This window comes from Mycolicibacterium bacteremicum, assembly GCF_002086115.1.
GTDB lineage: Bacteria > Actinomycetota > Actinomycetes > Mycobacteriales > Mycobacteriaceae > Mycobacterium > Mycobacterium bacteremicum.
The window spans coordinates 19,761-45,013 of the sequence record NZ_MVHJ01000003.1; the positions used below are offsets into that span (position 1 = coordinate 19,761).

The following is a 25,253-nucleotide window of genomic DNA, read 5'->3' on the forward strand; positions in this document are numbered from 1 at the left end:
GTCGCGGATGCCGGCGATTTCAGCTAACCGTTGCGCAGGCGTCGAGAGTGACGAAAAGGTCGTCCCGCAGCCGCGCGGACTGCCAATGCGTCACTCTCGGGAAGTCAGGCCCCACGCGCCGACGGGGCTTGTGCGCGGCGCCTACGCGCCGACGGGGCTTGTGCGCGGCGCCTACGCGCCGACGATCGACAGCCATTCGCCGTAGAAGAGCGCCACACCCAGCCCACAGGCGATGGCCGTCAACAGCCAGAACCGGATGATCACCGTCGTCTCGGCCCACCCCACCAACTCGAAATGGTGGTGGAACGGCGCCATCCGGAACACCCGGCGACCCGTCGTCCGGAAGGCCAGGATCTGCACCACCACCGAGGTCACCTCGGCGACGAAGAGTGCGCCGAGCACCACCGCCAGGATCTCGGTCCGGCTGGTCACCGAAAGGCCCGCGATGATGCCGCCGAGCGCCAGCGAACCGGTGTCGCCCATGAATATCTTGGCCGGCGCGGCGTTCCACCACAGGAAGCCGATACACGCGCCCGCCGTGGCCGCGGCGACCAACGCCAGATCGAGCGGATCGCGGACGTTGTAGCAGCCCAGGCTCGGCCCGGTGGCACAGTCGTTGCGGTACTGCCAGAACGTGATCAACACGTAGGCCGCGCTGACCATGGCCATCGCACCGGCGGCCAACCCGTCCAGACCGTCGGTCAGGTTCACCGCGTTGGACCAGGCGCTGACGAGCACCACCACGAACACCACGAACACCAGCGGGGCCAGCGTGACGGTGGCGATCTCGCGCACATAGGACAGCTGCGCGCTGCCCGGGGTGAGCCCCTCGGCATTGCTGAACTGCAGCACCAGCACGCCGAACAACACCGCCGCGGTGAGCTGGCCGATGGTCTTGGCCCGCTTGTTCAGACCGAGGTTGCGCGAGCGGCGGATCTTGATCAGGTCATCGATGAAACCGACGATGGCCAGCGCCGTGGCCAGCCCGAGGACCAGCAGACCCGAGGCCGAGGGCCCCTCGCCGCCGAACGGCAGCCCGAACAGGTGGGTGCCCAGGTAACCGGCCCAGATGCCGGCCATGATGGCCACCCCGCCCATCGACGGGGTGCCGCGCTTCTTCTGATGGCTGGCCGGGCCGTCCTCCCGGATCTCCTGCCCGAAACCCTGTTTGGTGAACAGCCGGATCAGCAGCGGGGTCAGCACGATCGACACCGCGAGGGCGATCGCGACCGCTACCAGGATCTGCTTCATCCGTGCCCGTTCCCGAGTTCCGCGAGGGCGTCGGCCAGCGCACCGAGCCCGGCCGCATTCGACGCCTTCACCAGCACCACATCCCCCGGGGCCAACTCGGCCTGCAGCAAAGCCAGGGCGGCGTCGGCGTCGGGCACCAGCACGGACTCACTGCCCCACGACCCCTCCATCACCGCCCCCTGATGCATGGCGCTCATCGATCTCCCGGTTCCGACGACTATCAGTCGAGAGACATCTAAGCGCACCGCCAACCGCCCGATGCGATCGTGTTCGGTTATCGCGTCCTCGCCGAGCTCGGCCATCTCGCCGAGCACCGCCCAGCTACGCCGTCTGCCATCCGGCCCGGAACGCGCCATCCATGCCAGCGCCTTGAGTCCGGCCGTCATCGAATCCGGGTTGGCGTTGTAGGCGTCGTTGACGATGGTGACGCCGTCGGGCCGGGTGCTGACATGCATGCGCCGCGCCGAGACCGGGCCGGCTCCGGCCAGCGCGTCGGCCACCTGGGCCAGGGTTGCCCCGCATTCCAGCGCGACCGCGGCGGCGGCCAGCGCATTGGACACCTGGTGTTCGCCGTGCACGGCCAACGCGACGGGGACCGCGTCGGCACCGGCGTGCAGGGTGAAGCGCGGACGGGCCAACTCGTCGAGGCTCTCGTCGGAGGAGAAGACATCGGCACCGGGCGCACGCGACACCCGCACCACCCGCGCCGCGGTCTTCTCGGCCATCGCGGTCACCGCGGCGTCGTCGGCGTTCAGGATCACCACACCGGACTCCGGAACCGATTGCGGCAGTTCGGATTTCGTGGCAGCGATGATCTCTCGCGAGCCGAACTCGCCCAGGTGCGCGGTACCGACGTTGAGCACCACACCGATCGACGGGGTCGCGATGGCCGCCAGCGCGGCAATGTTGCCCGGGTGGCGCGCCGACATCTCCAGGATCAGGAAGTCGGTCTCGGCGGTGGCGCGCAGCACCGTCCAGGGGTGACCGAGCTCGTTGTTGAACGACCCGGGCGGGGCCACCACCTCGCCCAGCGGGGCCAACACCGCCGCCAGCAGATCCTTGGTCGAGGTCTTACCCGATGATCCGGTGACGCCGATGATGCGCAGTCCCCCGGCGGCCAGTTCGCTCGCGACCGCCGCGGCCAGCCTGGCCAGCGCGGCCAGCACCGCGGCGCCGGACCCGGCCTCGTCATCGTGTTCCAGTGCGCCGGAGCCGGCATCACCGGCCGCCGCGGGCGGCACCACGACGGCGGGCACGCCGACCGGACGTGCCGCCAACACGGCCACCGCCCCCGCGGCCACCGCACCGGCGGCGAAGTCATGTCCGTCCGACCGGGCCCCGGGCAGCGCCAGGAACAGTCCGCCCGGGCCCACGGCCCGCGAGTCGAACTCGACGGTCCCGGTGATCCGGGTGGTGGCGGCGTCGCCGGCACTGATGTCGGCCAGTTCACCGCCCACGATGTCGGCCAGTTCGGCCACGGTCAGCTCGATCATCGGTTCTGCCTCAGCGCGGTCAGGGCGGCAGCGAGTTCCACCCGGTCGTCGAAGGGACGGGCAACCCCGCCCGCGGTCTGCCCGGATTCGTGGCCCTTGCCCGCGATGAGCACCACATCACCCGCGCGCGCCCAGGCCACGGCGTGGTCGATGGCCGCCCGGCGATCGCCGATGACCACGACCTCGGCGGGCAGACCGTCGGTACCGGCCCGGATCGCCGCCCGGATCAATTCGGGCTCCTCGTCGCGTGGGTTGTCGTCGGTGATGACGACCAGATCGGCGATCTCGGCCGCGATGCGCCCCATCGGTTCGCGTTTACCCGCATCGCGGTTACCGCCCGCGCCGAACACCACGGCCAGCCGGCCTCCGGTCTGCTCACGCAGCGTCGTCAGCACGGCCTGCAGCGCGCCCGGCTTGTGCGCGTAATCCACCAGCGCCAGGAAATCCTGCCCGCAGTCGATGGTTTCCAACCGGCCCGGGACCGCCGCCGCGCACAGGCCCGGTGCGCTCTGCTCGGGTGACACCCCGACCGCATCCAACAGCGCCACGGCCAGCAGCGCATTGGCGATGTTGTAGCGGCCGGGCAGGCCGATGCGCAGCGCGTGGTGCACGCCTGCCGGGTCCACCGCGACGAACTCCTGGCTGCCCGGCCCGGTGGTGCGGACCGACTCGATGCGCCACTCGGCGTCGGCACCGTCGGTGGCAACCCGCACGGTGCCGGGGCGCCGGAACGCGATCTCCCGGCCTGCCTCGTCATCGACACACACCACGGCGATATCCGCGCGGTTGGGCGAATCCGGCTCGAACAGCCGGGCCTTGGCGTTCAGATAGTCGGCCATGGTGGGGTGGAAATCGAGGTGGTCGCGCGAGAGGTTGGTGAAGCCGCCTGCGGCGAACGCGGTGCCGTCGACCCGGCCCAGGGTCAGCGCATGACTGGAGACCTCCATCACCACGGTGTCCACGCCGCGTTCCACCATCACCGCCAGCAGAGCCTGCAGGTCGGGCGCTTCGGGCGTGGTCAGGGAACTGGGCTCGTCGCGCCCGTCGATGCGGATGCCGACGGTGCCGATCAGGCCGGCCACCCGGCCGGCGGCCCGCAGACCGGCCTCGACCAGATAGGTGGTCGTCGTCTTACCGGACGTCCCGGTGACGCCGATGACGCGCAGCGCCGTCGACGGATTGCCGTACACCTCGGCTGCCAGCCCGCCGAGCACGGAGCGTGGTTGCGGATGCACGAGCACCGGCACGTCCGCAGTGTCGAACTCGGCCGCACCGGCCGGGTCGGTGAGCACCGCGACCGCACCGGCGGCGACGGCGTCGGCGGCGTAGCGGGCGCCGTGGGCCCGCGCACCGGGCAGTGCGGCGAACAGATCGCCGGGGCGCACATCCTGACTGCGCAGCGTCACCCCGGTCACCCGGACGTCGGTGTCGGTGGCCCCGGTCGCACCGATCCGGTCGGCCAACCGGACGAGCAGGACACCGGCGGGATGGGCGGGACGCAGGTTCATGGCCTTGCCACAGTACCGGGGGCCGGTGGGGCAGGAATCGGGCTCACTCCGCCTGCAGGGTCAGCGGCGCGCCGGGGTCGGCGGACAGCGGCACGTTCTCGCGCTGCAGCAGCCAGGACGCGATGTGGTGGAACAACGGCGCCATGCTGGTGCCGGGATCACCGTCGGCGTTCCGGCCCGGGTTGTCGGCCATGATGCCGATGACGTAGCGCGGATTGTCCGATGGCGCCATCCCGGCGAAGGTGATCCAGTAGTGGTCGTCGTAGTAGCAGCCACAGTTGGGGTTGATCTGCTGTGCGGTGCCGGTCTTGCCGGCGATCTGGTAGCCCTCGACGGCCGCCTGCCAACCGGTGCCCTGCTGCACGCCGCGCGGATCGCGTTGGATCGTCGCCCGCAGCATGTTGCGCACGGCGGCAGCGGTCTCCGGCGAGACCACCCGTACGCCCTCGGGCGCCGCCTCGGCATTCTCGGTGCCGTCGGCGTCGACGGTGGCCTTGATGATGCGCGGCGGGATCCGCACCCCGTCGTTGGCGATGGTCTGATACATGCCGGTCATCTGCAGCAGGGTCATCGAAAGGCCCTGCCCGATGGGCAGGTTGGCGAACGAGCTGCCCGACCACTGATCCATCGGCGGCACCAGGCCGGCACTCTCACCGGGCAGTTCGATCCCGGTGCGCTCGCCCAGGCCGAACTTCTCCAGCATCTCGGCGAACTTCTCCGGCCCGAACCGCTGGGCCAGCATCAGCGTGCCGACGTTGGAGGACTTCCCGAAGACGCCGGTGGTGGTGTAGCGGTCGACGCCGTGGTTCCAGGCGTCCTTGACGGTGACGCCGCCCATGTCGATCGAACCCGGCACCGACAGCACCTCGTCGGGGTTGGTCAGACCCAGCTCGATGGCGGTGGCCGCGGTGACGATCTTGTTCACCGAGCCGGGCTCGAACGGTGAGGAGACCGCCGGGTTACCCATCTGCCGGTTGCCCTGCCGCCCGATGTCCTGCGCCGGGTCGAAGGTGTTGTCGTTCGCCATCGCCAGCACCTCACCGGTCTTGGCGTCGAGCACGACCGCGGACACATTGCCCGCGCCGGACTTGTCCTTGGCCTGCTGCACCTGCTGCTGCACGAAGAACTGGATATCGTCGTCGAGGGTCAGTTGCACGGTGGCGCCGTCGACGGCCTCGTGCCGGTTGCGCATGCTGCCCGGGATCATGACGCCGTCGGAGCCGCGATCGTAGGTCACCGAACCGTCGGTGCCGGCCAGCTTGGCATCCAGCGAATCCTCCAGGCCGAGGAGTCCGTGCCCGTCCCAGTCGATACCGCCGACGATGTTGGCCGCCAGTGAGCCGCCCGGGTACTGCCGGATGTCCTGGCGCTCGGAGCCGACCTCGGGGAACTTCGTGGTGATGGCGTCGGCGATCGCCGGGTCGACCGCCCTGGCCAGGTAGGCGAAGGTGTCCTTGCTGGTGAGCTTGGTCAGCAGGGTCTTCGCGTCGGGCTTGTTGTTGAGCCGGGTGGCGATGTCCTTGGCGATCTCACGCAGCCGCGCATCGGGATCGGGAGCCTCGTCGGGGTTCTTGGCCTTCTCCTCCTCCAGCTGCTTGCGGATCCGCACGGGCTGGAAGGTGAGCGCCCGGGCCTCGATGGTGAACGCCAGCTTGTCGTTGTTGCGGTCGACGATGCTGCCGCGCACCGCCTGCTGCACATCGGTGACCTTGAGCTGGCCGGCCGCCTCGGCGCGCAGTCCGGCGGCATTGGAGATCTGCAGGTTGAACAGCTGGGCGGCGGCAACGACGAGCACCAGGAAGATCACCACGTTGCCGGCGCGGTGCCGGAACACGAATGACGAACTGCGCAGGCCACTCTGGGTCTGTGCCGGACGGCGGATCCGGCGGTCGGTGGCCGCGTGCTCGGAGGTGCGGTCCGACCGGCTCATGCCGGGGCGCCCGGGACGGGGACCTCGACCGGAACCTCGGCCACCGGGGCGGCCGGAGCCGGGGCGTCAGCCACCGGGGCGGCCATCGGGGCGGCCGGGGTCTCGGGCAGGTGCTCCAGGCCGCCGACCGGCCCGGGCTGGGCCGGCAGCTCGGGGGTGACCAGGTGCGGCAGACCCTCGACCGGTACCGGAGCGGGCATGCCGGGCAGCGGCACCACCAGCGGTTCGGCCGGCGGCGCGGGCGCCTGGGCGGCGGGCGGGGCGGCCGGGATCTGCGCCGGATCCACCGGTGGCACAGCGGCGGTCGCGCCCGGCACCGGGCCGGCCGGCTGCGGGCCGGTGAGCGGGGTGGCCACCGGCGCGCCGGCGCGTCCGGGCACCCGGACCACGACCTCCCGCGGGTCGACCACGCGCGGGGCGGGCGGACCGGCGGCGGGGCGGGCCGGCGCCGCGGGTGCGGCCGGCCGCTCGTCGGGCAACGGGGTGTTCAGCGGCGGTGGCGGGGCGCCCTCGGCCGGCTTGGGTGTGCCGACCACCACCCAGGCTCCCGTCGGGTCCTGCACCAGGTGTGCGGTGTCCCGGGACGGGATCATGCCGAGTTCGCGGGCGGCCTCGGCCAGCGCCGGCGGCGCCTGCGCCTCCAGCACATCGCGCTCCAGCGCTTCTTTCTGCTGCAGCAGAGCCTGATTCAGATCGCGGGCGTGCCCGAGCTGGTAGGAGCGACTGGCGGCGTCGGTGGACAGCCACAGCGTGACCCCCAGCCCGATCCCCAGCGCGGCGATGACCAGTACCACGAACGGCACCCGGGCGGCCAGGGTGCGCGGGTTCAGATCGATGGTCGCCAGCCGGGTGATCAGCCGCTCGCGCAGCGGCGGCCGGACGACCTTGGGCGCCTTGGCCTTCCGTGCCTTGGCCCGGGCCTTGGCCTGGCTGGCGTTCTTCGGCCGGGCGGGCGCGTCGACGGGCCTGCGCACCGGTGAGGTCTGCGGCGCCGAACGCTGCGGGCGCTGCTCGGGTGCACTGCGGCGCCTACGCCCCGGGGCCTCGGATTGCCGGCGCGCGGTGGCCCGACCCTTGGGCGGAGTCTTGCGCCGGCGCTCGTCGGTACTGCGCTCCGGGGCGGACCGCTTTCCCTTCATGAGTCTTCCTTTCCGGCGATCTTCTCCAACGCCCGCAGCCGCACCGGGGCGCTTCGCGGGTTACGTTCGATCTCTTCGGCGTCGGCCTGTTCGGCCCCCCGGGTCAGCGACGCGAATTCCGCCTCGTAACCGGGCAGTTCGACGGGCAAGCCCGGCGGGGTCCGCGACGCGGTGGCGGCGGCGAACTGGCTCTTGACGATCTTGTCCTCCAGCGACTGATAGGCCATCACCACGATGCGGCCACCGCCGGAGAGGGCGGCCAGCGCCGCAGGTAGCGCCGCCCGCAGGGAGTCGAGCTCACCGTTGACGGCGATGCGCAACGCCTGGAAGGTGCGCTTGGCCGGGTGCCCGCCGGTGCGCCGGGTCGCGGCCGGGATCGCCTCGTAGAGCACCTCGACCAGTTCGCCGGTGCTGACGAACGGCTGACGTGCCCGGCGACGGACCACCCGGGCGGCGATCCGGTTGGCGAACCGCTCGTCGCCGTACTCGCGCAGCAACCGCGTCAGCGCCCGCTCGTCGTAGCTGTTGAGGATCTCGGCCGCCGTCAGCGGGGCGTCGGGATCCATCCGCATGTCCAGCGGCGCGTTGTGGGCGTAGGAGAAGCCGCGGTCGACGAGGTCGAGTTGCATCGAGGACACGCCCAGGTCGAACAGCACACCATCGACGGTCGGTTCCGCGCGGTCGGCCCAGTAGCCGTCATAGCGGGTGCGTTCGAACCGGACGCGGTCTCCGAATTGCGCCAGCCGGTCACCGGCGATGCGCAGGGCGTTCGGGTCGCGGTCCAGGCCGATGACGCGCAGCCCGGGCAGGTCGGTCAGGAAGCGTTCGGTGTGGCCGCCGGCCCCGAGGGTGGCATCGACCAGGACGGCACCGGAGCCGTCGGCGTGGTGCCGGGTGAGCGCCGGGGTCAGCAGCTCGACGCACCGGTCGAGCAGCACGGGTACGTGGCCGTGGTCGCCAGACTTCGGCGAATCGCCGGAATCGGGCTGGTCGGAATCAGGCACAGAGACTCCCCTGTCGAGAAGGGGCGCCCCTGCAACGGGGTCCCTGTCCGAGGCGGACCTGGCGTCGGGGAAGTACGTCAGGGCCGGTTCGGACAGAGGCCTCGTTGCACGGGCTTGCGGGTCAGATGATGTCGCGAAGAGTGTCATCGCTGGCCGCGGAGAAGGTCTCTTCGTGTGTCTCCTGGTACTGCTGCCAAGCGTGGGCGTCCCAGATCTCGAGGTGGCCGAGCGAACCCGTCACCACGCATTCCTTGGACAGGTTGGCGTACCGGCGGTGCTCGGCCGACAACGTGATCCGGCCTTGCGCATCGGGATGTTGTTCGTCGGCGCCGGCCGCCAGGTTACGCACGTAGGCACGGGCCTGCGGATCGCTACGCGAGGCCAGCATCGCCTTTTCTGCCAGCTTTTCGAACTCCGCCCGCGGGTACACGGCCAGGCTGTGATCTTGACTCTTGGTGACCATCAACCCTCCTGCCAGTGCGTCGCGGAACTTGGCGGGCAGTGTCAGCCGCCCCTTGTCGTCGAGCTTGGGCGTGTAGGTGCCGAGAAACATCCCGCCACCTCCCACCACTCGGTTGGATTCCGAGTCGCTTCTGCCTGCTCCGCGGAGCTCCGGTTGCTCCGCTGTGCGCCACTTTACCCCACATTCCCCCACTTAGCTCCATTTGCTGCCACCGAGTTGCCCGCACGCCCCACCACGGCGGCCTCCGGCGCCATGCCGAGCACCGGCCGCCGGCCGTTCACACCCCGACAGATGAGTAAAAGCCCAGCTTGTGGCCGGCCGAGTCGGCTCAGAGGTCGGCGTGGGTGATGGTGGGTAGAAAGTGGGGCCGGGGCCCTGGCCGTCCCGACACGCCGGCGTGTTTGCGGGAACGCAGACCGGAAAAACCCAAGAAAAAAGGGGCGGCTCCGAATCGGAGCCACCCCTGGGTGGAGATCAGTGGGGAACGGGCCTCACTCGTCGAAACGACGGCGGAACCGATCCTCCATCCGACTGGTGAACGAACCGCCACCGCCGGACTTGCCGCGCTTACCCGGCCGGGCGGTGCCCGACGACGGGGCGCTCTTGTCCGCCGAACCGGCCACCCGCGGTCCGGTGATCGCGAAGACCACCCCACCGAACATGACGATGAACCCGATGACCGACAGAATGGGGAAGCTGCCGATCATGGTGGCCTTGATGGCGACACCGCAGACCAACATCGCCAGTCCGACCACGAAGAGGCCGATGCCCTGCAGTCGTCGGCGCGCCGACGGCGCACGCAGATTCCCGCCGCGCACACTCGACGCGAACTTCGGGTCTTCCGCGTACAGCGCGCTTTCGATCTGGTCGAGCATGCGCTGCTCGTGATCGGAGAGTGGCATCCGTCCCTCCTGGTCCGCGCCGTGGGCTCCGCTGGAGCCGAATCCTCAAATACATCGGCCGCCCGCGTTTTACGGGCGCCTGTTCCCATGATACGAGGTCAATCTGAGCCGTACCACCTACTTGACTCACGATTGTATGACCTCTGCCACCCGAGGCGGTCCGCACGTCACCCACGTGGCCACTTCCGGGCACCCGGGGCCGATAATGGAAGCGATATCCGCTCCGACCGACCCCGCGAAGGACACCCGTTGGCGACTTTTCTGGTGGACCTGTCGGCGGAGATCATGCGCCACCGGCTCCGTGAGGCGCTGACGGTGTACGTCACGGCGATGCACTATCCGCGGGGCACCGAGGAGCAGCGCGCGTCGATGTGGTTGGAGCACACCCGCAGATCCGGCTGGAAGGCCGTCGCGGCGCTGGACACCGACGCCTGCGATGAGGCGCTCGATGTCGCCGACCCGGCTGTGCTGGACTCCGCGGCGATGCTCGGCATCGCCTACGGCTACAGCGGCGCGCCCGACCAGTGGTGGCAGCAACAGGTGGTGCACGGGCTGCGGCGCCGCGGCGCCGCGGGCGCTCTCGGCGAACCGCTGCTGGCCGACTACTTCGAGCTGACCGAACTGCACATCCTGCCCCGAGCGCAGGGCCGTGGCCTGGGCGAGGCGCTGGCCAGACGACTCCTCGCCGGCCGCACCGAGGCCCACGTGCTGCTGTCGACCCCGGAGATCAACGGCGAGTCCAACCGGGCCTGGCGGCTGTACCGCCGCCTCGGCTTCGGTGACGTCATCCGTGACTACCACTTCGCCGGTGACCCCCGCGCGTTCGCCATCCTGGGCCGCCCGCTGCCACTTGACCAGCCGGTCCACACGCCGTGACCGAAGCGGTCTGGCACGATTGCCGGGTGTCCGCCCGTCACCGACGCCACCGGCTTTCCGCGCTGGTCCTGCTGCTGCTGATCCTGGTCCCGTTCGCCGTGGGCTGCGTGCGGGTACGCGCGTCCCTCACGGTCTCCCCCGACGACCGCGTCTCCGGACAGATCGTGGCGGCCGCCAAGGCCCGTGACGACGAGGACAAGGGCCCGCAGCTGCTCAACTCGCTGCCGTTCAGCAACAAGGTCGCGGTCTCGCAGTACGAGCGCGGCGACTACGTCGGCTCGCAAGCGGTGTTCTCCGACCTCACCTTCGCCGAGTTGCCGCAGCTGGCCAACATGAACAGCGACGCCGCCGGGGTGGACATCTCACTGCGCCGCGCCGGGGACCTGGTGATCCTGGAGGGTCGGGTGGACCTGACGACCCTCAATGATCCGGAGGCCGATGTGACGCTGAGCGTCGCGTTCCCCGGCGAGGTCACCTCGACCAACGGTGACCAGGTGTCCGGCGAGGTCGTCGAGTGGAAGCTCAAACCCGGTGTGGTGACGACGATGAACGCCCAGGCCCGCTACACCGACCCGTCCGCGCGGTCGTTCACCGGCGCGGCCATCTGGCTGACCGTCGGTTCCTTCGTGGTGGCCGGCATCCTCGGCTGGCTGGCCTGGGCGAGCCGGGACCGCTCGCCGAAGGTCGGCGAAACCGGCTAGACCGTCTGCGCCGTCATCGCGCGCGATCGCGGGCTCGACGCCCATAATGGCGTGGTTGTGAGCGCGCCTGTCCGACAACCGCCGGTCGGGACGCTCTAGGCTAAGGGAGTCGGGGGTAGACAACCGACATCAGAAAGGGGCGTCCGCTGAGCGTCGATACAGCGGCACCGTCAGCCGTCGAACTGGTCACCGCCGTCGTCGAGGAACTGCGTCAGTACCTCGACGAACGCCGTCGTCATTCCGCCTACATCGGCCCCGAATACGCCGAGCTGACCGCGGCCCTCGAGGAATTCGTGCTGCGCGGTGGCAAGCGCCTGCGCCCCGCCTTCGCCTACTGGGGTTGGCGGGCGGTGGCCGGGCCGGACCGTCCCTCGGACAGCCACGCACTGCGACTCTTCGCCGCGCTGGAACTGCTGCACGCCTGCGCGCTGGCGCACGATGACGTGATCGACGCATCGGCGACGCGGCGCGGCCTGCCGACCGTGCACCGGCATTTCGCCGACCGGCATCGTGCCAACAACTGGCACGGCTCGGCCGAACAGTTCGGGCTGTCGGCGGCCATCCTGCTCGGCGACCTGTCGCTGGTGTGGGCCGATGACATCGTGGCCACCGCCGATCTGCCCGCCGACGCGCATCTGCGGGTGCACAAGGTGTGGGCCGATATCCGCACCGAGGTGCTCGGCGGGCAGTACCTCGACATCGTCGCCGAAGCCAGCGGCGCGGACTCGGTCGCGTCGGCGATGAACGTCAACACCTACAAGACCGCGTCCTACACGGTGTCGCGCCCGCTGCAACTCGGCGCGGCCGCCGCCGCCGACCGCCCGGACGTGCAGGAGGTCTTCCATCAGATCGGCACCGACCTCGGCGTGGCGTTTCAGCTGCGCGATGACGTGCTCGGCGTGTTCGGCGACCCGGCGGTGACCGGCAAGCCCTCCGGTGACGACCTGCGCTCCGGGAAGCGCACCGTGCTGCTGGCCGAGGCGGTCGAGTTGGCCCAGAAGAGCGATCCGGCGGCGGCCAAGCTGCTGCGCGAGTCGATCGGGACCGAACTGACCGATGTCGCGGTCAAGGAGGTCTGCATGGCCATCGAGTCCGTCGGCGCCCTGGCCGCCGTCGAGAACCGCATCGAGATGCTGCACCGGCGCGCGATCGACGCGCTCAACGCCGCCGATATCGACCCGCAGGCCAAGGTCGGTCTCGCCGAGTTGGCCGGCCTGGCGTCCAACCGGTCCGCCTGAGGACATGACCGCACCGGTATCGGACGCGCCCGTCACGGGCGGGCACCTCGCGAGGCTGTGGGCGTTCGCCGTCTCTCCCGAGGCGCGGCCGGCCCGGTTGGGCTTCGTCGGCGCGGTGCTGATCGCCGCCGGCGGCCTCGGCGCGGGCAGCACCCGGTTGCACGATCCGCTGCTGGAATCGCTGCACATGTCCTGGCTGCGATTCGGCCACGGTCTGGTGCTGTCCTCGGTGCTGCTGTGGGGTGGCGTGGCGCTGATGCTGATGGCCTGGCTCTGGCTGGGCCGCCGCGTGGTCGACCGCACCGCAACCCAGTACACGATGCTGGCCACGACCGGATTCTGGCTGACCCCGCTGTTGCTCAGCGCCCCGGTGTTCAGCCGGGACACCTACTCGTATCTGGCCCAGGGCGCGCTGCTGCGCGACGGGTTCGATCCGTATGTGGTCGGGCCGATCGAGAACGTGAACTCGTTGCTGGACAACGTCAGTCCGATCTGGACGACCACCACCGCACCCTACGGACCGGCGTTCATCCTGGTCGCCAAGTTCGTCACGATGATCGTCGACGACAACGTCGTCGGCGGCACCATGCTGCTGCGGTTGTGCATGCTGCCCGGGCTGGCCCTGCTGATCTGGGCCACCCCGCGCGTCGCGCGGCACCTGGGCGCCAACTCCGCTGCTGCGCTGTGGATCTGCGTGCTCAACCCGCTGGTGATCATCCATCTGATGGGCGGCGTGCACAACGAGATGCTGATGGTCGGCCTGATGATGGCCGGGATCGCGCTGACCTTCGGCGGCCGCCCCATCCTCGGGGTGGCATGTATCGCGACGGCGGTGGCGGTGAAGGCCACCGCGGGAATCGCCCTGCCGTTCATGGTGTGGGTGTGGATGCGCCGGCTGCGCGACACCCGCGGGTACGGATCGGTGCCGGCCTTCGCGTTCGCCACCGCGGCGTCGGTGCTGATCTTCGGTGCCGTGTTCGCGGTGCTGTCCTGGCTGGCCGGGGTGGGGCTGGGGTGGCTGACCGCGCTGGCCGGATCGGTGAAGATCATCAACTGGCTGACGCTGCCGACGGCGTTCGCGAACATGATCAACGCCGTCGTCGGGCTGGTGATGCCGGTCAACTTCTACGCCGTGCTGGAAGTCACCCGGATCATCGGCATCGCGATCATCGCGATCGCGCTTCCCTTGCTGTGGTGGCGGTTTCGGCACACCGACCGGGATGCGCTGACGGGCACCACGCTGGCCATGGGCGTGGTGGTGCTGTTCGTGCCCGCCGCGCTGCCCTGGTACTACACCTGGCCGCTGGCGACGCTGTCGACGCTGTGGCAGAGCCGTGCCGCGGTGGCGCTGATCGCGGGGTTCTCCACCTGGATCATGGTGATCTTCAAGCCCGACGGGTCCCACGGGATGTACTCGGTCGTGCACGTCGGGTTGGCGACGGTTTGTGCGGCCGCTGCCTGGTACTCGCTGTCGCGGGCGCCGGAGACTGCCGTCGAGTAGGCCACGACGGCGAGCCGTCAATATGCCATCGCCTGGGCGCGCCGGATCACCTCGCGCGCCTGGTGTGAGCGCAGCGCGTCGACCGGGCGGGCATTGGTCTGCTTCTCGGTGCTGCCGTCGCGGCTCAGCGTCAGCGACGGGTCCGGGGTGAACAGCCACCGCATCGATTCGGTGACATCGAATCCGCCGTCCCGCAGCACGACCAGCAGACCCGGGAGCGGCTTCACCACGTGACCGCTGTCGTCGAAGAACACCTTGGGCACCACCACCGCCCCGCCGCGGCGCACCCCGACCAGGTGGCCGTCGCGCAGATGCTGGTTGACCTTGCTGACCGACACGCCGAGGAGCTTCGACACCTCGGAAAGGTCGAGGACGGCTTCGTCGGGATCGAGGATGTCAGCGGACGCCGGAATGCTCACCGCTCAGATTGTAGGGCCCCACGGGCGACAACCGGAGACGACTGACCCGATCCGTACCATGACTGCGATGGACACCTACCAGCACACCGACCCACTCGTGGGCAATCTGCTGGAGGGGCGCTACCTGATCGAGACGGTCATCGCCACCGGCGGCATGTCCACGGTGTACCGCGGCCTGGACACCCGGCTGGACCGACCGGTGGCGGTGAAGGTGATGGACGCCCGCTACGCCCGTGACAGCGCCTTCCTGACCCGGTTCCAGCGTGAGGCGCGCACCGTCGCCCGACTCAAGGGTGACGGCCTGGTCGCGGTGTACGACCAGGGCGGCGGCCCCGATGGCCCGCCACCGTATCTGGTGATGGAACTCGTCGAGGGCGGCACGCTGCGCGAACTGTTGCGCGAACGCGGCCCGATGCCCCCGCACGCGGCGGCCGCGGTGCTCGCCCCGATCTGCCGCGGCCTGGCGGTCGCGCACGCCGCGGGTCTGGTGCACCGGGATGTGAAGCCGGAGAACGTGTTGATCTCCGACGACGGTGAGGTCAAGATCGCCGATTTCGGTCTGGTCCGCGCCGTCGCCGAGGCGAAGATCACCTCGACCAGCGTCATTTTGGGCACGGCGGCGTATCTGTCTCCCGAGCAGGTCGGTTCCGGGGACAGCGATCCCCGCAGCGATGTCTATGCCGTCGGCGTGCTGACCTACGAATTGCTCACCGGCCGAACCCCTTTCACCGGCGATACCGCGCTGTCGGTGGCCTACCAGCGGATGGACAACGACGTCCCGCCGCCGAGCGCGGCGATCGCCGGGGTACCCGCGCAGTTCGATGCGTTGGTGCGCCGTGCCACGGCCCGTGACCCGGGTGCCCGGTTCACCGACGCGGGTGAACTCGGTGACGCCCTCGACGATCTGATCGACGAACTGCGCCTGCCCGCGTTCCGGGTGCCGGCGCCCCAGCATTCGGCCCAGCACCGCGCCGCGACCGCGGTCCACAACCCGGTTCCGATGGTCGGCTCGGCCCCGCACCCAGTGGTCGGCTCAGCCGACGTGCGCCCGCCCGCCCCGCACCGGCCGACCCGGCAACTGCCCGCGCTGGCGCTGTCCGAGGACGCCGACGACGAGCTCGACGACACCGAATATCAACCGGTGGCAGGACAATTCGCCGGAGTCGACCTCGACGAATTCGACTGGGCGCGCCAGCGCGCCAAACGGGTGCTGCTGGTTTGGGTCGTGCTGATCCTCACGCTGGCCGGACTACTGGCCGCCGGCGCCTGGACGCTGGGCAACAATTTGGCGAATCTGCTCTGAATCGCCGGCCGCAACCTGAGGAGCTAGTCGCGCAGCATCTCGGCGACCAGGAACGCCAATTCCAGGCTCTGCTGGGTGTTCAGCCGCGGATCGCAGGCGGTCTCGTAGCGGCCGGCCAGATCGGAATCCGAGATGTCCTGTGCGCCACCGAGACATTCGGTGACGTTCTCACCGGTGATCTCGACGTGGATCCCGCCGGGATGGGTACCCAGCGCCCGGTGCACCTCGAAGAAACCCTGCACCTCGTCGACGATGCGATCGAAATGGCGGGTCTTGTACCCGGTCGAGGACTCGTGGGTATTGCCGTGCATCGGGTCGCACTGCCAGATCACCTGGTGGCCGGAGGCCTGCACCTTTTCGATGATCGCGGGCAGCACATCGCGCACCTTCTGGTTGCCCATCCGGCTGATCAGGGTGAGGCGGCCCGCCTCGTTGCGCGGGTCGAGGCGCTCGACGTATTCGACGGCGAGTTCCGGTGACGTGGTCGGCCCGATCTTGATGCCGATCGGGTTGGCGATCACCTCGGCCAGCGCGACGTGCGCACCGTCGATCTGGCGGGTGCGCTCACCGATCCACAGGTAGTGCGCCGACAGGTCGTAGAGCTTCGGGGCGGACGGTTCGGCGACCGGCTCGGCCGGGTCGGCGGTGTCCATTCGCAGCATGGCGCGTTCATAGTCGAGCACCAGCGCCTCGTGGCTGGCATAGATCTCGGCGGTGTCCAGGTTACGGTCGTTGACGCCGCAGGCGCTCATGAACCGCAGACCGCGGTCGATCTCCCCGGCCAGCGCCTCATACCGGGCACCGGCCGGCGAGGTGCGGACGAACTCGCGGTTCCAGTCGTGCACGGCCTGCAGCGAGGCCATCCCCGACGAGGTCAAGGCCCGCACCAGGTTCATCGCCGCACTGGCATTCGCGTACGCGCGTACCAGTCGGGACGGATCATGCTGGCGGACCGCGTCATCGGGGGCGAACCCGTTGATCATGTCGCCGCGGTAGGACTTCAGCCCCAGCGCGTCGGTGTCCGAGGAGCGCGGCTTGGCGTACTGCCCGGCGATCCGGGCCACCTTCACCACCGGCATGCTGGCGCCGTAGGTCAACACCACCGCCATCTGCAGCAGGGTGCGGATATTGGCCCGGATATGCGGCTCGGTGTTGTCGACGAAGGTCTCGGCGCAGTCGCCGCCCTGCAGCAGGAACGCCTCTCCGCGAGCGACGGCCGCGAGCTGGGTCTTGAGCTTCTCGACCTCGGTGGGCACCGTGATCGGCGGGACACTCTCCAGCACCGTACGCATCGCCTTGGCCTGGCCGGCATCCCAGCTGGGCTGCTGCAGCGCCGGCTTGGCCAGCGCCGCATCGAGCCGTTGCCGCAGGTCATCGGGCAGCGGTGGCAGGTCCGGCAGCTGGTCGATGGGTACGTCGACGGTCCAGTTCACCGCTCCATGGTAACCGCGCCCCGATCTCGGCCGGACCGGCCATACCCGCAGCTCAGGGGTTCTCACACCCGCGCCGCTACCCGCCCGACCTCGCCGCCCAGGCCCCGTCGTCGGTCATTAACTCGTAGCGGCGCAGGTTGTGCCGGGCATCGACCAGGGCGTCGTGCGCATCGCGTGGTCGCGGCGGCATCCGCGGTGACCCGCGTTCCTCCCAGAACTGGCGCAGCTCCCTGGTGAACCGCGGGATCGCCGGGGGCAGATCGGTCATCGGCCCCCACAGCTGGCACAGCACCACATGGTCATAGGCCCCGACCCAGGCCCACAGCTCGATCGGCTCGTCCCCGTCGATGTCGAAGAAATCCTCCAGCTCGCTGCGGATCTGCCGACGCGACCGCCACAGCTTCGACGACGGCGAGGGCAGCTTGGGCAGCACGTTCTTGCGTACCCAGCTACCCGCCCGGTCGGGATCGAATTCGGTTGAGATCGCGTAATACTCACGACCGTCCTCGGCGGCGACCCCGATCGAGATCAGTTCGATGGTGCGACCGTCGTCGATGAACTCCGTGTCGTAGAAATAACGCATGTCACGCTGCTCCCTGACTGGGTGCCGGAGCGGCATGAATCTCGCGGTCCAGTTCCTCGTTCACCAATGCATCGTCCGGGAAGTGGGGTTCGCCCGCCACCACGTGCTGCACCCACAACTTCGCCTGTACGACCGGGCGGCGCAACCGCCGTTCCCGCTCCAGTGCCTTGTGCATCTTGCGCGGTCGGGTCGTATAACGCCAACGGGCCCACGGCGCATGCGGCCGGGATAACCGGATGGCCCCGATGAACAGCAGTGGCGTGATGAACATCCCGATCAGGCCGGTCCACACCTTGCCCTTGAGCAACACCACCACCGCCAGCGCCAGCGTCAGCACCGCGATGCCGATCACGGCGGCGCGGGCGGCGAGGGTGTCATCGGACTGCCAGATGCCGACGTCGAAGAAGGACAGCGGATTGAAACCCAGCACCAGCAGTCCGGCCACCGCGATCGCCACGAACACCGCGTCCACCGAGGTGCGGCCGTCCTCGGACCAGTACACGTCCTGCAGGTGCAGGATCAGCGCGAACTCGTCGAGCACCAGGGCCGCACCGATGCCGAAAAAGACTGCGGCGACCGTGAACTCCGCGACCCCGCCGTTCACCGCGAGCGTCACCATGGCCACCCCGGACACCATGACCATGATGACGCCGATGACCACGTGATGCAGGTGAACACCGCCGCCCACCGACAGGTTGCGCGGTTGCCACCACTTGCGCGGCGCGTCGGTGCTCGGATGGCTGCGGATGTAGCGCACGATGAGACGGGTCAGGAAGAACGTCACGATGAATGCGATCAGGCAGCACAGCAACGGCAGACGGTCACTGGTGATGAAGTCCAGCCGCAGGTTCAGGTGCACGGCGTTCGAATTTACGCCGGTCCGCCCGCGTAGGCGGGCATCGACGGACCTATGCCCGCCAGCGCGTCGCCGCACACCGATAGGCTTGGCGGCGAGATGAAGATTCGGCGGTCGCCCGACGGGGCCAACGTGCCCGTGCGGGCCGGGGATGGGCGGGCCGGATTGCGCAGCATGCTGCTGTGGCGACTCTTCCAGCTGTGCACCCTGATCGCGCTCGGCTGGGTGTGCTGGCGGCTGCTCGGCGAATCCCCCTATCGCATCGACATCGACGTCTACCGGCTCGGCGGCCGGGCCTGGCTGGACGGTGTCCCGCTCTACGCCGACAGCACCGAGTTCCAGACCCAGGCCGGTATCGACCTACCGTTCACCTATCCCCCGTTGTCGGCTGTCGCGTTCGCGCCGTTCGCCTGGCTGTCGCTGCCGGCGGCCGGTGCGGCGATCACCGTGACCACGCTGGTGCTGCTGATCGTGTCCACCACGATCGTGCTGACCCGGCTGCAGGTCGCCGACACCTGGAACCGGCGCGCCTGGCTGGCCGCCGCGCTGGTCGCCCCGGCGGTGGTCTACCTGGAGCCGCTGCGGGCCAATCTGGAGTTCGGCCAGATCAACGTGGTGCTGATGACGTTGGTGATCGCCGACTGCGTGCCGCGCCGCACGCCGTGGCCGCGCGGCCTGCTGCTCGGCCTGGCCATTGCGGTGAAGCTGACCCCGGCGGTGTTCCTGCTCTACTTCCTGTTGCGCCGTGATGTGCGCGCACTGCTGGTGACGACGGCCTCCGCGGTGGCCGCGACGCTGTTGGGGTTCGCACTGGCCTGGCGGGATTCCTGGGTCTACTGGTTCGAGACGCTGCGCGACACCGACCGCATCGGATCGGCGACCCTGAACACCAACCAGAACATCTCCGGCATGCTGGCCCGCCTGGGCGCCGGCGAGGACACCCGATTCCTTGTATGGGTGGCGTTGTGCTTCGCGGTACTGGGCCTGACCGTGTGGGCCGCGCACCGCGCACTGCGATCGGACCCGCACGGTGACGCCGCCGTCCTCGCGCTGATCTGCGTCGCGATGTTCGGTCTGGTGGTATCACCGGTGTCGTGGTCGCACCACTGGGTGTGGGTGCTGCCGACCGTGGTGGTGACCGCGGTGGTGGGCTACCGCACCCGCACGGTGGCACTGCTGGTGCTCAGCGTGGTGGGCCTGGCGCTGACGGTGTGGACGCCGATCACGCTGATGCCCGCCCACAACGAGACCTCGGTGTCGCTGTGGTTGCGGCTGGCCGGCGGCTCCTACCTGTGGTGGGCGCTGGCACTGATCGCGGTCATCGGAACGGTGGCTCCGCGACTCACCGTGCGGAGCCGGCCGGGTGCGGCGCCCGCCGACGCCGAGGTCGCCGCCGCGAAGTAGCGCGCCTCAGCCGGCCTTGGCGGTGACGGCGGGCTTGGCCGCGGCCTGGTCGGCTTCGGCCTGGGTCTTGACGTCGGCGGCGTAGAGATCGACGTACTCCTGGCCACCGAGGCGCATCAGTTCGTACATCACCTCGTCGATCACGGCCCGCTCGATGAAGCGGTTACCGGCGAGGCCCTCGAATCGGCTGAAGTCCATCGGCTTGCCGAACCGGACCTCGACGCGGCCGAAGTGCCACATCTTGGAGCCGGGCGGGTTGACGACATCGGTTCCGATCATCGCGACCGGAATCACCGGGATGCCGCTTTCCAGCGCGACGCGGGCCAGGCCGGTCTTGCCCTTGTAGAGCCGGCCGTCCGGCGAGCGGGTGCCCTCGGGGTACATACCGAGCAGCTTGCCCTCCCCGAGGATTCGCTGTGCCGTCGTCAGCGCAGCCTGTGCCGAATCGGCATCGGTGCGGTCGATCGGTACCTGGCCGGTCGAGGAGTAGAAGAACTTGGTCAGCTTGCCCTTGAGCCCGGTGCCGGTGAAGTACTCGGCCTTCGCCAGGAAGGTGATGCGCCGCTTGAGCACCAGCGGCAGGTAGAAGCTGTCTGCCACGGCCAGGTGATTACTGGCCAGGATCACCGCACCGGAGTCCGGAACATATTCCAGCCCTTGCACTTTCGGACGCCCCAAGAAGGACAGCAAGGGGCCCATCAAGATGTACTTGTAGAACCAGAACCACATGAGCCCTCCTGCTACAGCGCCCCGCCACGACTGGGCCCGACCGGCTCAACTGTACCGAGCGCCGGTGAGTGCGACCACACAGAGGCGCTCAATCCTCCAGCGTCACCGGGATCTGCTCGTAGCGTCCCGACGGCCGGTCCCCGGGCTCGGGCGGGGGCGGCGGCACGTCGGTGGGTTGCTCTGTCTCCCCCACCATGGCGCGCACGACGGTCAGCAGCGCGACGCTGTGCTCGGCGATCACCGACAGCAGCGGATGCTGTTCGCCGTTGATCAGGGCGGCCAGCGCGCACACCGGGCACCACACCTGCTGGCACGCGCCGGGACCGGCGCCCTCGGCGGCGGCGCGGGCGGCCGCCATCCGCACCGCGGGGTCGAGCTTGTCCAGGATGACCTGGGCCAGTTGGCGCAGCTCGGGCGGAATCTCGGTGTGCGCGGTCATGTCGGCCACACCTCCGGATTCGGTCGGAAACGTACGGTCAACATGCCGGCCCGCAGGTTCGCGTCGATCACGATGCACCGCCGCAGTACGGATGCGAGCCGTACCCGGCGCCGCATACCCCCGGACCCGATGACCAGGTCATCGTCGACCCTGCCCAGTGTCAGTGCGCCCGGGTCGACCTGCGGCAACTCTAGCCGCATCCGGTACACCGCCTCCAGGCCGGACCCGGACTCGCGGTCGACCACCGGTCGCAGCGGACCGGGCGGGGCCGATCCGTCGCGGCGGCGGGCGGCGTCGAGCAATTCCCCCAGCGCCTTGGGACCGATCGGCTCGCCGGCCAGATGCGGCACCAGGACCAGCGCCACATCGCCGATCGACGCCTCCAGATCGTCGAGCACACCCTGTTGTTCGGCGATCCGTTCGGTGTACCAGTCGAATGCAGGGTGCGCGGGCAGGTTCCGGTACTCGAAGGAATCATCTTGCAGCAGAACCTGATTGACCAACAGCTCGGCGACCTTCACCCCCATCAGAGCGAGCGAGCCGAGGGTGCGCGCCGCCTCGGCGGCCACCACCCGCTCGGCGGTGAGCACCAGGTGTGCGCCGACCCGGGACTCGTCGGACAACAGTGCCGAGAGCCGCTCGGTGCCCTCGGCCACCCGTTCGACGAGCGCCAGCGCCGCGGCCGAGGCCAGATCGGCGGGCGGTTGGGCCAGCCGGCGGTGCCGCGGCCAGCTGCGCTCCAGATACAGGTTGAAGGTGGCCGGCAGAGTCAGCATGCGCAACGCATCGGCGGTCGAAGCGCAGTCGACCACCACCTCGTCCCACGCACCGGAGTCGGCGAGTTCACCGACCTCGTGCAGTCCCAACACCTCCTGGATCCCCGGCAGCGCCGAAAGCTCCTCGGGGGCAATACTTCCCAAATCGGAGTCGGGGAACTTGCCGACCAGCACGCCGGCGATCTCCCGCCACCGGGCCTCCAGCAGCGCGAGGGTGTCCAGGGCAAGCGCATCCAGGGAACCGCCGGCCGCGCCTGTGCCGGGATCCAGCTCGGCCAGTACCCGGGTGGGCATCCGCTGACCGGTCGGCGTCACCGTCGCGCCCAGCACGTCACCGGTGGAGTGCGCCTGATCGGTGGACACGATCAGCACCCGCAGCCCACTGCGGGCAGCACGCACCGCGGTGGCCGTGGCCAACGTGGACTTGCCTACCCCTCCCTTGCCGACGAACAGGCTGATCCGGGCGGGCGCGGACCGGTGATCGGCACTCAGTTCACACCCACCTCGGCTCGTTTCTTGAGGTCCTTGAGTGCGGTGTCGGTGAGCCGGCGTTCGGCCTTGCGCTTGAGCAGGCCGATCATCGGGATGAGCAGATCGACCGACAGCTCATAGGTCACTTCGGTACCGGATCCCTTGGGCGACAACCGATATGCTCCCTCCAGCGCGCGCAACAACGAACTCGACACCAAAGTCCAGGTGACCGACCGGCGGTCGGCGGGCCACTGGTAGGTCAGCACCATGGTGTCCTTGAGCACGGCCGCGTCGAGTACCAGCCGGGCGGTCTTGGGGTTCCCGGCTTCGTCGCGCTCAATCACCTCGGCGTCCTTGTATTCGGCGACCCACTCCGGGTACGAGCCGATGTCCGCGATGACGTCCATCACCGTCGAGGGGTCGGCTTCGATATAGATCGTCTGCGCCGTCTTCTCCGCCACACCGAAGAAATCTACCCTCACCCCCGAGAGGGCGGCGCACCGTCAGGCCAGCCGCGAGACGCCCACCGGCCGCGCGGCCTCCAGCCGGGTCTTGATCTCGAACGACATCTTCTTCCCGGCCACCCGGCGGGCGTGGTTGAGCTTGGCCAGGTCCAGCCGGGCGAGCTCGTGGGCGGTGACCCCGGCGGGCTCGGCATGCAGGAAGTAGTGCAGCAGCACGCCGTCCATCATGGGCTCCAGCCAGACCTCCATGGTGCCGGTCAACGCGCCGGTCACCGTCCAGCGCTGACCGGACGGGCCGCGGTCTTCGACCACTGTGAGTCGAAGGTCCGGCCACCATCGTCGCCAGCTCGGCGCATCGGCGACGGCACGGCCGACCTCGGCCGGGTCGGCACACACGAAGGTCTCATCGGCGATCTGGACGCTGTTCATCGCCGTCCAGCTTCACACATGCGGTGCCGGTGGTGTGACGCAGCCGACTAGACTTACCGGCCAGTAACCCGCAACCCAGGACCCGAGGTGCCAACAATCGTGCGTGAGTTCTCCGTTCCGGCTTCGTTCGACATCGCCGAATACGACACCGTCGTCAGCTCGGTCTACACCCATGAGCGCGACGATCCCGATCATGTGATCATGCAGCGCCAGGTCGACGGCGCCTGGACCGATGTCACCTGCGCCCAGGTCGCAGCGGAGATCCGTTCGGCCGCACTGGGGTTGCTCGCCCACGACATCGCACCCGGTGACCGGGTCGCCATCCTGTCGGCCACCCGCTACGAGTGGGCGATCATCGACTTCGCGATCCTGTCCATCGGCGCGGTCACCGTGCCCATCTACGAGACCTCCTCCCCCGAGCAGATCAAGCACGTGCTCAACGATTCCGGTTCGGTGCTGGTCTTCGCCGAGACCGCCGCCCACGCCGAGCGCATCGAACAACAGGCCGACCAGCTGCCCGAGGTGCGCACCGTGCTGCGCATCGAGAACGAGCAGGCCCCGGCGCTGCAGGTACTCACCGAGGCCGGCAAGGACGTCGACCCCGGGCTGCTCGACGCCCGGGTGGCCGCCATCAAGTCCGGTGACCCGGCCACCCTGATCTACACCTCGGGCACCACCGGCCTGCCCAAGGGCTGCCAGCTGACGCACTCCAACCTGCTCTACGAGATCCGCGGAGCCAAGGCGGCGTTCCCGACGATGCTGCGCAAGGGCGAACGCCTGCTGGTGTTCCTGCCGCTGGCGCACGTGCTGGCCCGGGCCATCACCATCGGCGCCTTCGCCAACAAGGTCACACTCGGCTTCACCAGTGACATCAAGAATCTGGTGCCGATGTTCGGGGTGTTCAAGCCCACCCTGGTGGTGTCGGTGCCGCGGGTGTTCGAGAAGGTCTACAACACCGCCGAGCAGAACGCCCGCAACGACGGCAAGGGCCGCATCTTCGAGATCGCCGCCAACACCGCCATCGAGTACAGCCGGGCCCAGGACAGCAAGGGCGGGCCGGGGCTGGCCCTGCGGCTCAAGCATGCGGTGTTCGACAAGCTGGTCTACGGCAAGTTGCGTGCCGCGCTCGGCGGCGACTGCCATGCCGCCATCTCCGGTGGCGCACCCTTGGGCGCGCGGTTGGGCCACTTCTACCGTGGCGTCGGGCTGACCATCTACGAGGGCTATGGCCTGACCGAGAGCAGCGCCGCCGTCACCGCCAATCAGGTCGGGTCCATGAAGGTGGGTTCGGTGGGAAAGCTGTTGCCGGGCAACAGCATGCGCCTGGCCGATGATGACGAGCTGCTGCTCTCCGGCGGTGTGGTGTTCAGCGGCTACTGGCACAACGAGCAGGCCACCGCCGACGCGTTCACCGACGGCTGGTTCCACACCGGCGATCTGGGAGCCATCGACGCCGACGGGTTCCTCACCATCGTGGGCCGCAAGAAGGAGATCATCGTCACCGCCGGCGGCAAGAACGTCGCACCGGCCGTGCTGGAGGACCGGCTGCGGGCCCACCCGTTGATCAGTCAGGCCATGGCGGTCGGCGACGCCCAACCGTTCATCGCCGCGCTGATCACCATCGATCCCGAGGCCTTCGAGGGCTGGCGGGACCGCAACGGCAAGGGCGCGGCCACCGTCGCCGACCTGATCGAGGATCCGGACCTGGTCGCCGAGGTGGAGCTGGCCGTCAAGGAGGCCAACCAGGCCGTCTCCAAGGCCGAGGCCATCCGCACCTTCCGCATCCTGCCGGTCGACTTCACCGAGGACACCGGTGAGCTGACGCCCACGCTCAAGGTCAAGCGCAAGGTGGTCGCCGAGAAGTTCGCCGACCAGATCGCCGCGATCTACAGCTAGACAGGTCTCCGCCGAGACTACGGTTGTGCCGGGAAAAGCCCATTT

Annotated in this window: 24 protein-coding genes; 7 read left to right on the plus strand and 17 right to left on the minus strand. The window is 69.3% G+C overall.

Annotation, left to right across the window (positions count from 1 at the left end; all coding sequences use genetic code 11):
* Positions 1-171: 171 nt before the first annotated feature.
* The 8 genes from mraY to BST17_RS04275 form a co-directional block, all read right to left on the minus strand.
* Positions 172-1,251, minus strand: a complete 1,080-nt coding sequence (gene mraY / locus BST17_RS04240; protein ID WP_083055700.1) for a phospho-N-acetylmuramoyl-pentapeptide-transferase — start codon at positions 1,249-1,251, stop codon at positions 172-174.
* Entirely contained in the window at positions 1,248-2,744 is a 1,497-nt protein-coding gene (locus BST17_RS04245; RefSeq protein WP_083055701.1) for a UDP-N-acetylmuramoyl-tripeptide--D-alanyl-D-alanine ligase, read from the minus strand. Before BST17_RS04245 ends, mraY begins: the two co-directional genes overlap by 4 nt.
* The gene (locus BST17_RS04250; protein ID WP_083055702.1) at positions 2,741-4,252 is read right to left on the minus strand and encodes a UDP-N-acetylmuramoyl-L-alanyl-D-glutamate--2,6-diaminopimelate ligase; all 1,512 of its coding nucleotides are present in this window, start codon (positions 4,250-4,252) and stop codon (positions 2,741-2,743) included. Before BST17_RS04250 ends, BST17_RS04245 begins: the two co-directional genes overlap by 4 nt.
* A 43-nt stretch (positions 4,253-4,295) precedes the next feature.
* Positions 4,296-6,182 carry a peptidoglycan D,D-transpeptidase FtsI family protein gene (locus BST17_RS04255; RefSeq protein WP_083055703.1) on the minus strand — a complete coding sequence of 629 codons (1,887 nt, stop codon included), beginning with the start codon at positions 6,180-6,182 and terminating at the stop codon, positions 4,296-4,298.
* Positions 6,179-7,321 (minus strand): cell division protein FtsL, encoded by a 1,143-nt coding sequence (locus tag BST17_RS04260; RefSeq protein ID WP_083055704.1) that lies wholly within the window; start codon positions 7,319-7,321, stop codon positions 6,179-6,181. The genes BST17_RS04255 and BST17_RS04260 overlap by 4 nt, the downstream gene beginning before the upstream one ends.
* Positions 7,318-8,472 carry a 16S rRNA (cytosine(1402)-N(4))-methyltransferase RsmH gene (gene rsmH, locus BST17_RS04265; RefSeq protein WP_207573569.1) on the minus strand — a complete coding sequence of 385 codons (1,155 nt, stop codon included), beginning with the start codon at positions 8,470-8,472 and terminating at the stop codon, positions 7,318-7,320. The genes BST17_RS04260 and rsmH overlap by 4 nt, the downstream gene beginning before the upstream one ends.
* On the minus strand, positions 8,447-8,878 hold the full coding sequence (gene mraZ, locus BST17_RS04270; protein ID WP_083055706.1) for a division/cell wall cluster transcriptional repressor MraZ: 432 nt from the start codon (positions 8,876-8,878) through the stop codon (positions 8,447-8,449). The genes rsmH and mraZ overlap by 26 nt, the downstream gene beginning before the upstream one ends.
* 401 nt (positions 8,879-9,279) lie before the next feature.
* On the minus strand, positions 9,280-9,690 hold the full coding sequence (locus BST17_RS04275) for an SCO2097 family morphological protein (protein ID WP_083055707.1): 411 nt from the start codon (positions 9,688-9,690) through the stop codon (positions 9,280-9,282).
* Between the two features lie 249 nt (positions 9,691-9,939).
* Here BST17_RS04275 and BST17_RS04280 point away from each other — a divergent pair, with 249 nt between their 5' ends.
* The 4 genes from BST17_RS04280 to BST17_RS04295 all read left to right on the plus strand — a co-directional run bounded on the left by BST17_RS04280 (position 9,940) and on the right by BST17_RS04295 (position 14,006).
* Positions 9,940-10,566, plus strand: coding sequence for a GNAT family N-acetyltransferase (locus tag BST17_RS04280; protein WP_083055708.1), 627 nt, complete (start codon positions 9,940-9,942; stop codon positions 10,564-10,566).
* 26 nt (positions 10,567-10,592) lie between these two features.
* Positions 10,593-11,267, plus strand: coding sequence for an LppM family (lipo)protein (locus BST17_RS04285; protein ID WP_083056034.1), 675 nt, complete (start codon positions 10,593-10,595; stop codon positions 11,265-11,267).
* 146 nt (positions 11,268-11,413) lie between these two features.
* Positions 11,414-12,505 (plus strand): bifunctional (2E,6E)-farnesyl/geranyl diphosphate synthase, encoded by a 1,092-nt coding sequence (gene idsA2, locus BST17_RS04290; RefSeq protein WP_083055709.1) that lies wholly within the window; start codon positions 11,414-11,416, stop codon positions 12,503-12,505.
* A 4-nt stretch (positions 12,506-12,509) separates the two neighbouring features.
* Positions 12,510-14,006, plus strand: a complete 1,497-nt coding sequence (locus BST17_RS04295; protein WP_083055710.1) for an alpha-(1->6)-mannopyranosyltransferase A — start codon at positions 12,510-12,512, stop codon at positions 14,004-14,006.
* 17 nt (positions 14,007-14,023) lie between these two features.
* Here the strand turns inward: BST17_RS04295 and BST17_RS04300 are convergent, their stop codons facing one another.
* A complete protein-coding gene (locus BST17_RS04300) occupies positions 14,024-14,425 on the minus strand; it encodes an Rv2175c family DNA-binding protein (RefSeq protein ID WP_083055711.1) in 402 nt (133 codons plus the stop codon).
* A gap of 67 nt (positions 14,426-14,492) precedes the next feature.
* Here BST17_RS04300 and BST17_RS04305 point away from each other — a divergent pair, with 67 nt between their 5' ends.
* On the plus strand, positions 14,493-15,728 hold the full coding sequence (locus BST17_RS04305; RefSeq protein ID WP_407937730.1) for a protein kinase domain-containing protein: 1,236 nt from the start codon (positions 14,493-14,495) through the stop codon (positions 15,726-15,728).
* 23 nt (positions 15,729-15,751) lie between these two features.
* On the opposite strand, the gene BST17_RS04310 is transcribed toward BST17_RS04305, so the two are convergent.
* From BST17_RS04310 to BST17_RS04320, 3 genes are all read right to left on the minus strand, one after another.
* On the minus strand, positions 15,752-17,161 hold the full coding sequence (locus BST17_RS04310; protein WP_083055713.1) for a class II 3-deoxy-7-phosphoheptulonate synthase: 1,410 nt from the start codon (positions 17,159-17,161) through the stop codon (positions 15,752-15,754).
* Between the two features lie 76 nt (positions 17,162-17,237).
* Positions 17,238-17,744, minus strand: a complete 507-nt coding sequence (locus BST17_RS04315) for a polyadenylate-specific 3'-exoribonuclease AS (RefSeq protein ID WP_019510966.1) — start codon at positions 17,742-17,744, stop codon at positions 17,238-17,240.
* A 1-nt stretch (position 17,745) separates the two neighbouring features.
* A complete protein-coding gene (locus tag BST17_RS04320; RefSeq protein ID WP_083055714.1) occupies positions 17,746-18,603 on the minus strand; it encodes a hypothetical protein in 858 nt (285 codons plus the stop codon).
* 96 nt (positions 18,604-18,699) lie between these two features.
* On the opposite strand from BST17_RS04320, the gene BST17_RS04325 reads away from it, so the two are divergent.
* Positions 18,700-20,004, plus strand: a complete 1,305-nt coding sequence (locus BST17_RS04325) for a glycosyltransferase 87 family protein (protein WP_083055715.1) — start codon at positions 18,700-18,702, stop codon at positions 20,002-20,004.
* A 6-nt stretch (positions 20,005-20,010) separates the two neighbouring features.
* Here BST17_RS04325 and BST17_RS04330 read toward each other — a convergent pair whose 3' ends face one another.
* From BST17_RS04330 to BST17_RS04350, 5 genes are all read right to left on the minus strand, one after another.
* Entirely contained in the window at positions 20,011-20,733 is a 723-nt protein-coding gene (locus BST17_RS04330) for a lysophospholipid acyltransferase family protein (protein WP_083055716.1), read from the minus strand.
* A gap of 88 nt (positions 20,734-20,821) precedes the next feature.
* On the minus strand, positions 20,822-21,172 hold the full coding sequence (locus BST17_RS04335) for a hypothetical protein (protein WP_083056036.1): 351 nt from the start codon (positions 21,170-21,172) through the stop codon (positions 20,822-20,824).
* Positions 21,169-22,440 (minus strand): ArsA family ATPase, encoded by a 1,272-nt coding sequence (locus BST17_RS04340; RefSeq protein WP_083055717.1) that lies wholly within the window; start codon positions 22,438-22,440, stop codon positions 21,169-21,171. Before BST17_RS04340 ends, BST17_RS04335 begins: the two co-directional genes overlap by 4 nt.
* On the minus strand, positions 22,437-22,880 hold the full coding sequence (locus BST17_RS04345) for an SRPBCC family protein (RefSeq protein WP_083055718.1): 444 nt from the start codon (positions 22,878-22,880) through the stop codon (positions 22,437-22,439). Before BST17_RS04345 ends, BST17_RS04340 begins: the two co-directional genes overlap by 4 nt.
* A 42-nt stretch (positions 22,881-22,922) precedes the next feature.
* Complete coding sequence (locus BST17_RS04350; RefSeq protein WP_083055719.1) at positions 22,923-23,312, minus strand: SRPBCC family protein; 390 nt, start codon at positions 23,310-23,312, stop codon at positions 22,923-22,925.
* Between the two features lie 99 nt (positions 23,313-23,411).
* Between BST17_RS04350 and BST17_RS04355 the strand changes: the two genes are divergently transcribed.
* Positions 23,412-25,208, plus strand: coding sequence for an AMP-dependent synthetase/ligase (locus tag BST17_RS04355; protein ID WP_083056038.1), 1,797 nt, complete (start codon positions 23,412-23,414; stop codon positions 25,206-25,208).
* Positions 25,209-25,253: the final 45 nt, after the last annotated feature.

Coding starts and splice junctions, on each gene's coding strand:
- mraY (WP_083055700.1), bottom strand. CDS start 1,251: ATGAAGCAGATCCTGGTAGCGGTCGCGATCGCCCTCGCGGTGTCGATC.
- BST17_RS04245 (WP_083055701.1), bottom strand. CDS start 2,744: ATGATCGAGCTGACCGTGGCCGAACTGGCCGACATCGTGGGCGGTGAA.
- BST17_RS04250 (WP_083055702.1), bottom strand. CDS start 4,252: ATGAACCTGCGTCCCGCCCATCCCGCCGGTGTCCTGCTCGTCCGGTTG.
- BST17_RS04255 (WP_083055703.1), bottom strand. CDS start 6,182: ATGAGCCGGTCGGACCGCACCTCCGAGCACGCGGCCACCGACCGCCGG.
- BST17_RS04260 (WP_083055704.1), bottom strand. CDS start 7,321: ATGAAGGGAAAGCGGTCCGCCCCGGAGCGCAGTACCGACGAGCGCCGG.
- rsmH (WP_207573569.1), bottom strand. CDS start 8,472: ATGACACTCTTCGCGACATCATCTGACCCGCAAGCCCGTGCAACGAGG.
- mraZ (WP_083055706.1), bottom strand. CDS start 8,878: ATGTTTCTCGGCACCTACACGCCCAAGCTCGACGACAAGGGGCGGCTG.
- BST17_RS04275 (WP_083055707.1), bottom strand. CDS start 9,690: ATGCCACTCTCCGATCACGAGCAGCGCATGCTCGACCAGATCGAAAGC.
- BST17_RS04295 (WP_083055710.1), top strand. CDS start 12,510: ATGACCGCACCGGTATCGGACGCGCCCGTCACGGGCGGGCACCTCGCG.
- BST17_RS04305 (WP_407937730.1), top strand. CDS start 14,493: ATGGACACCTACCAGCACACCGACCCACTCGTGGGCAATCTGCTGGAG.
- BST17_RS04315 (WP_019510966.1), bottom strand. CDS start 17,744: ATGCGTTATTTCTACGACACGGAGTTCATCGACGACGGTCGCACCATC.
- BST17_RS04325 (WP_083055715.1), top strand. CDS start 18,700: ATGAAGATTCGGCGGTCGCCCGACGGGGCCAACGTGCCCGTGCGGGCC.
- BST17_RS04330 (WP_083055716.1), bottom strand. CDS start 20,733: ATGTGGTTCTGGTTCTACAAGTACATCTTGATGGGCCCCTTGCTGTCC.
- BST17_RS04335 (WP_083056036.1), bottom strand. CDS start 21,172: ATGACCGCGCACACCGAGATTCCGCCCGAGCTGCGCCAACTGGCCCAG.
- BST17_RS04350 (WP_083055719.1), bottom strand. CDS start 23,312: ATGAACAGCGTCCAGATCGCCGATGAGACCTTCGTGTGTGCCGACCCG.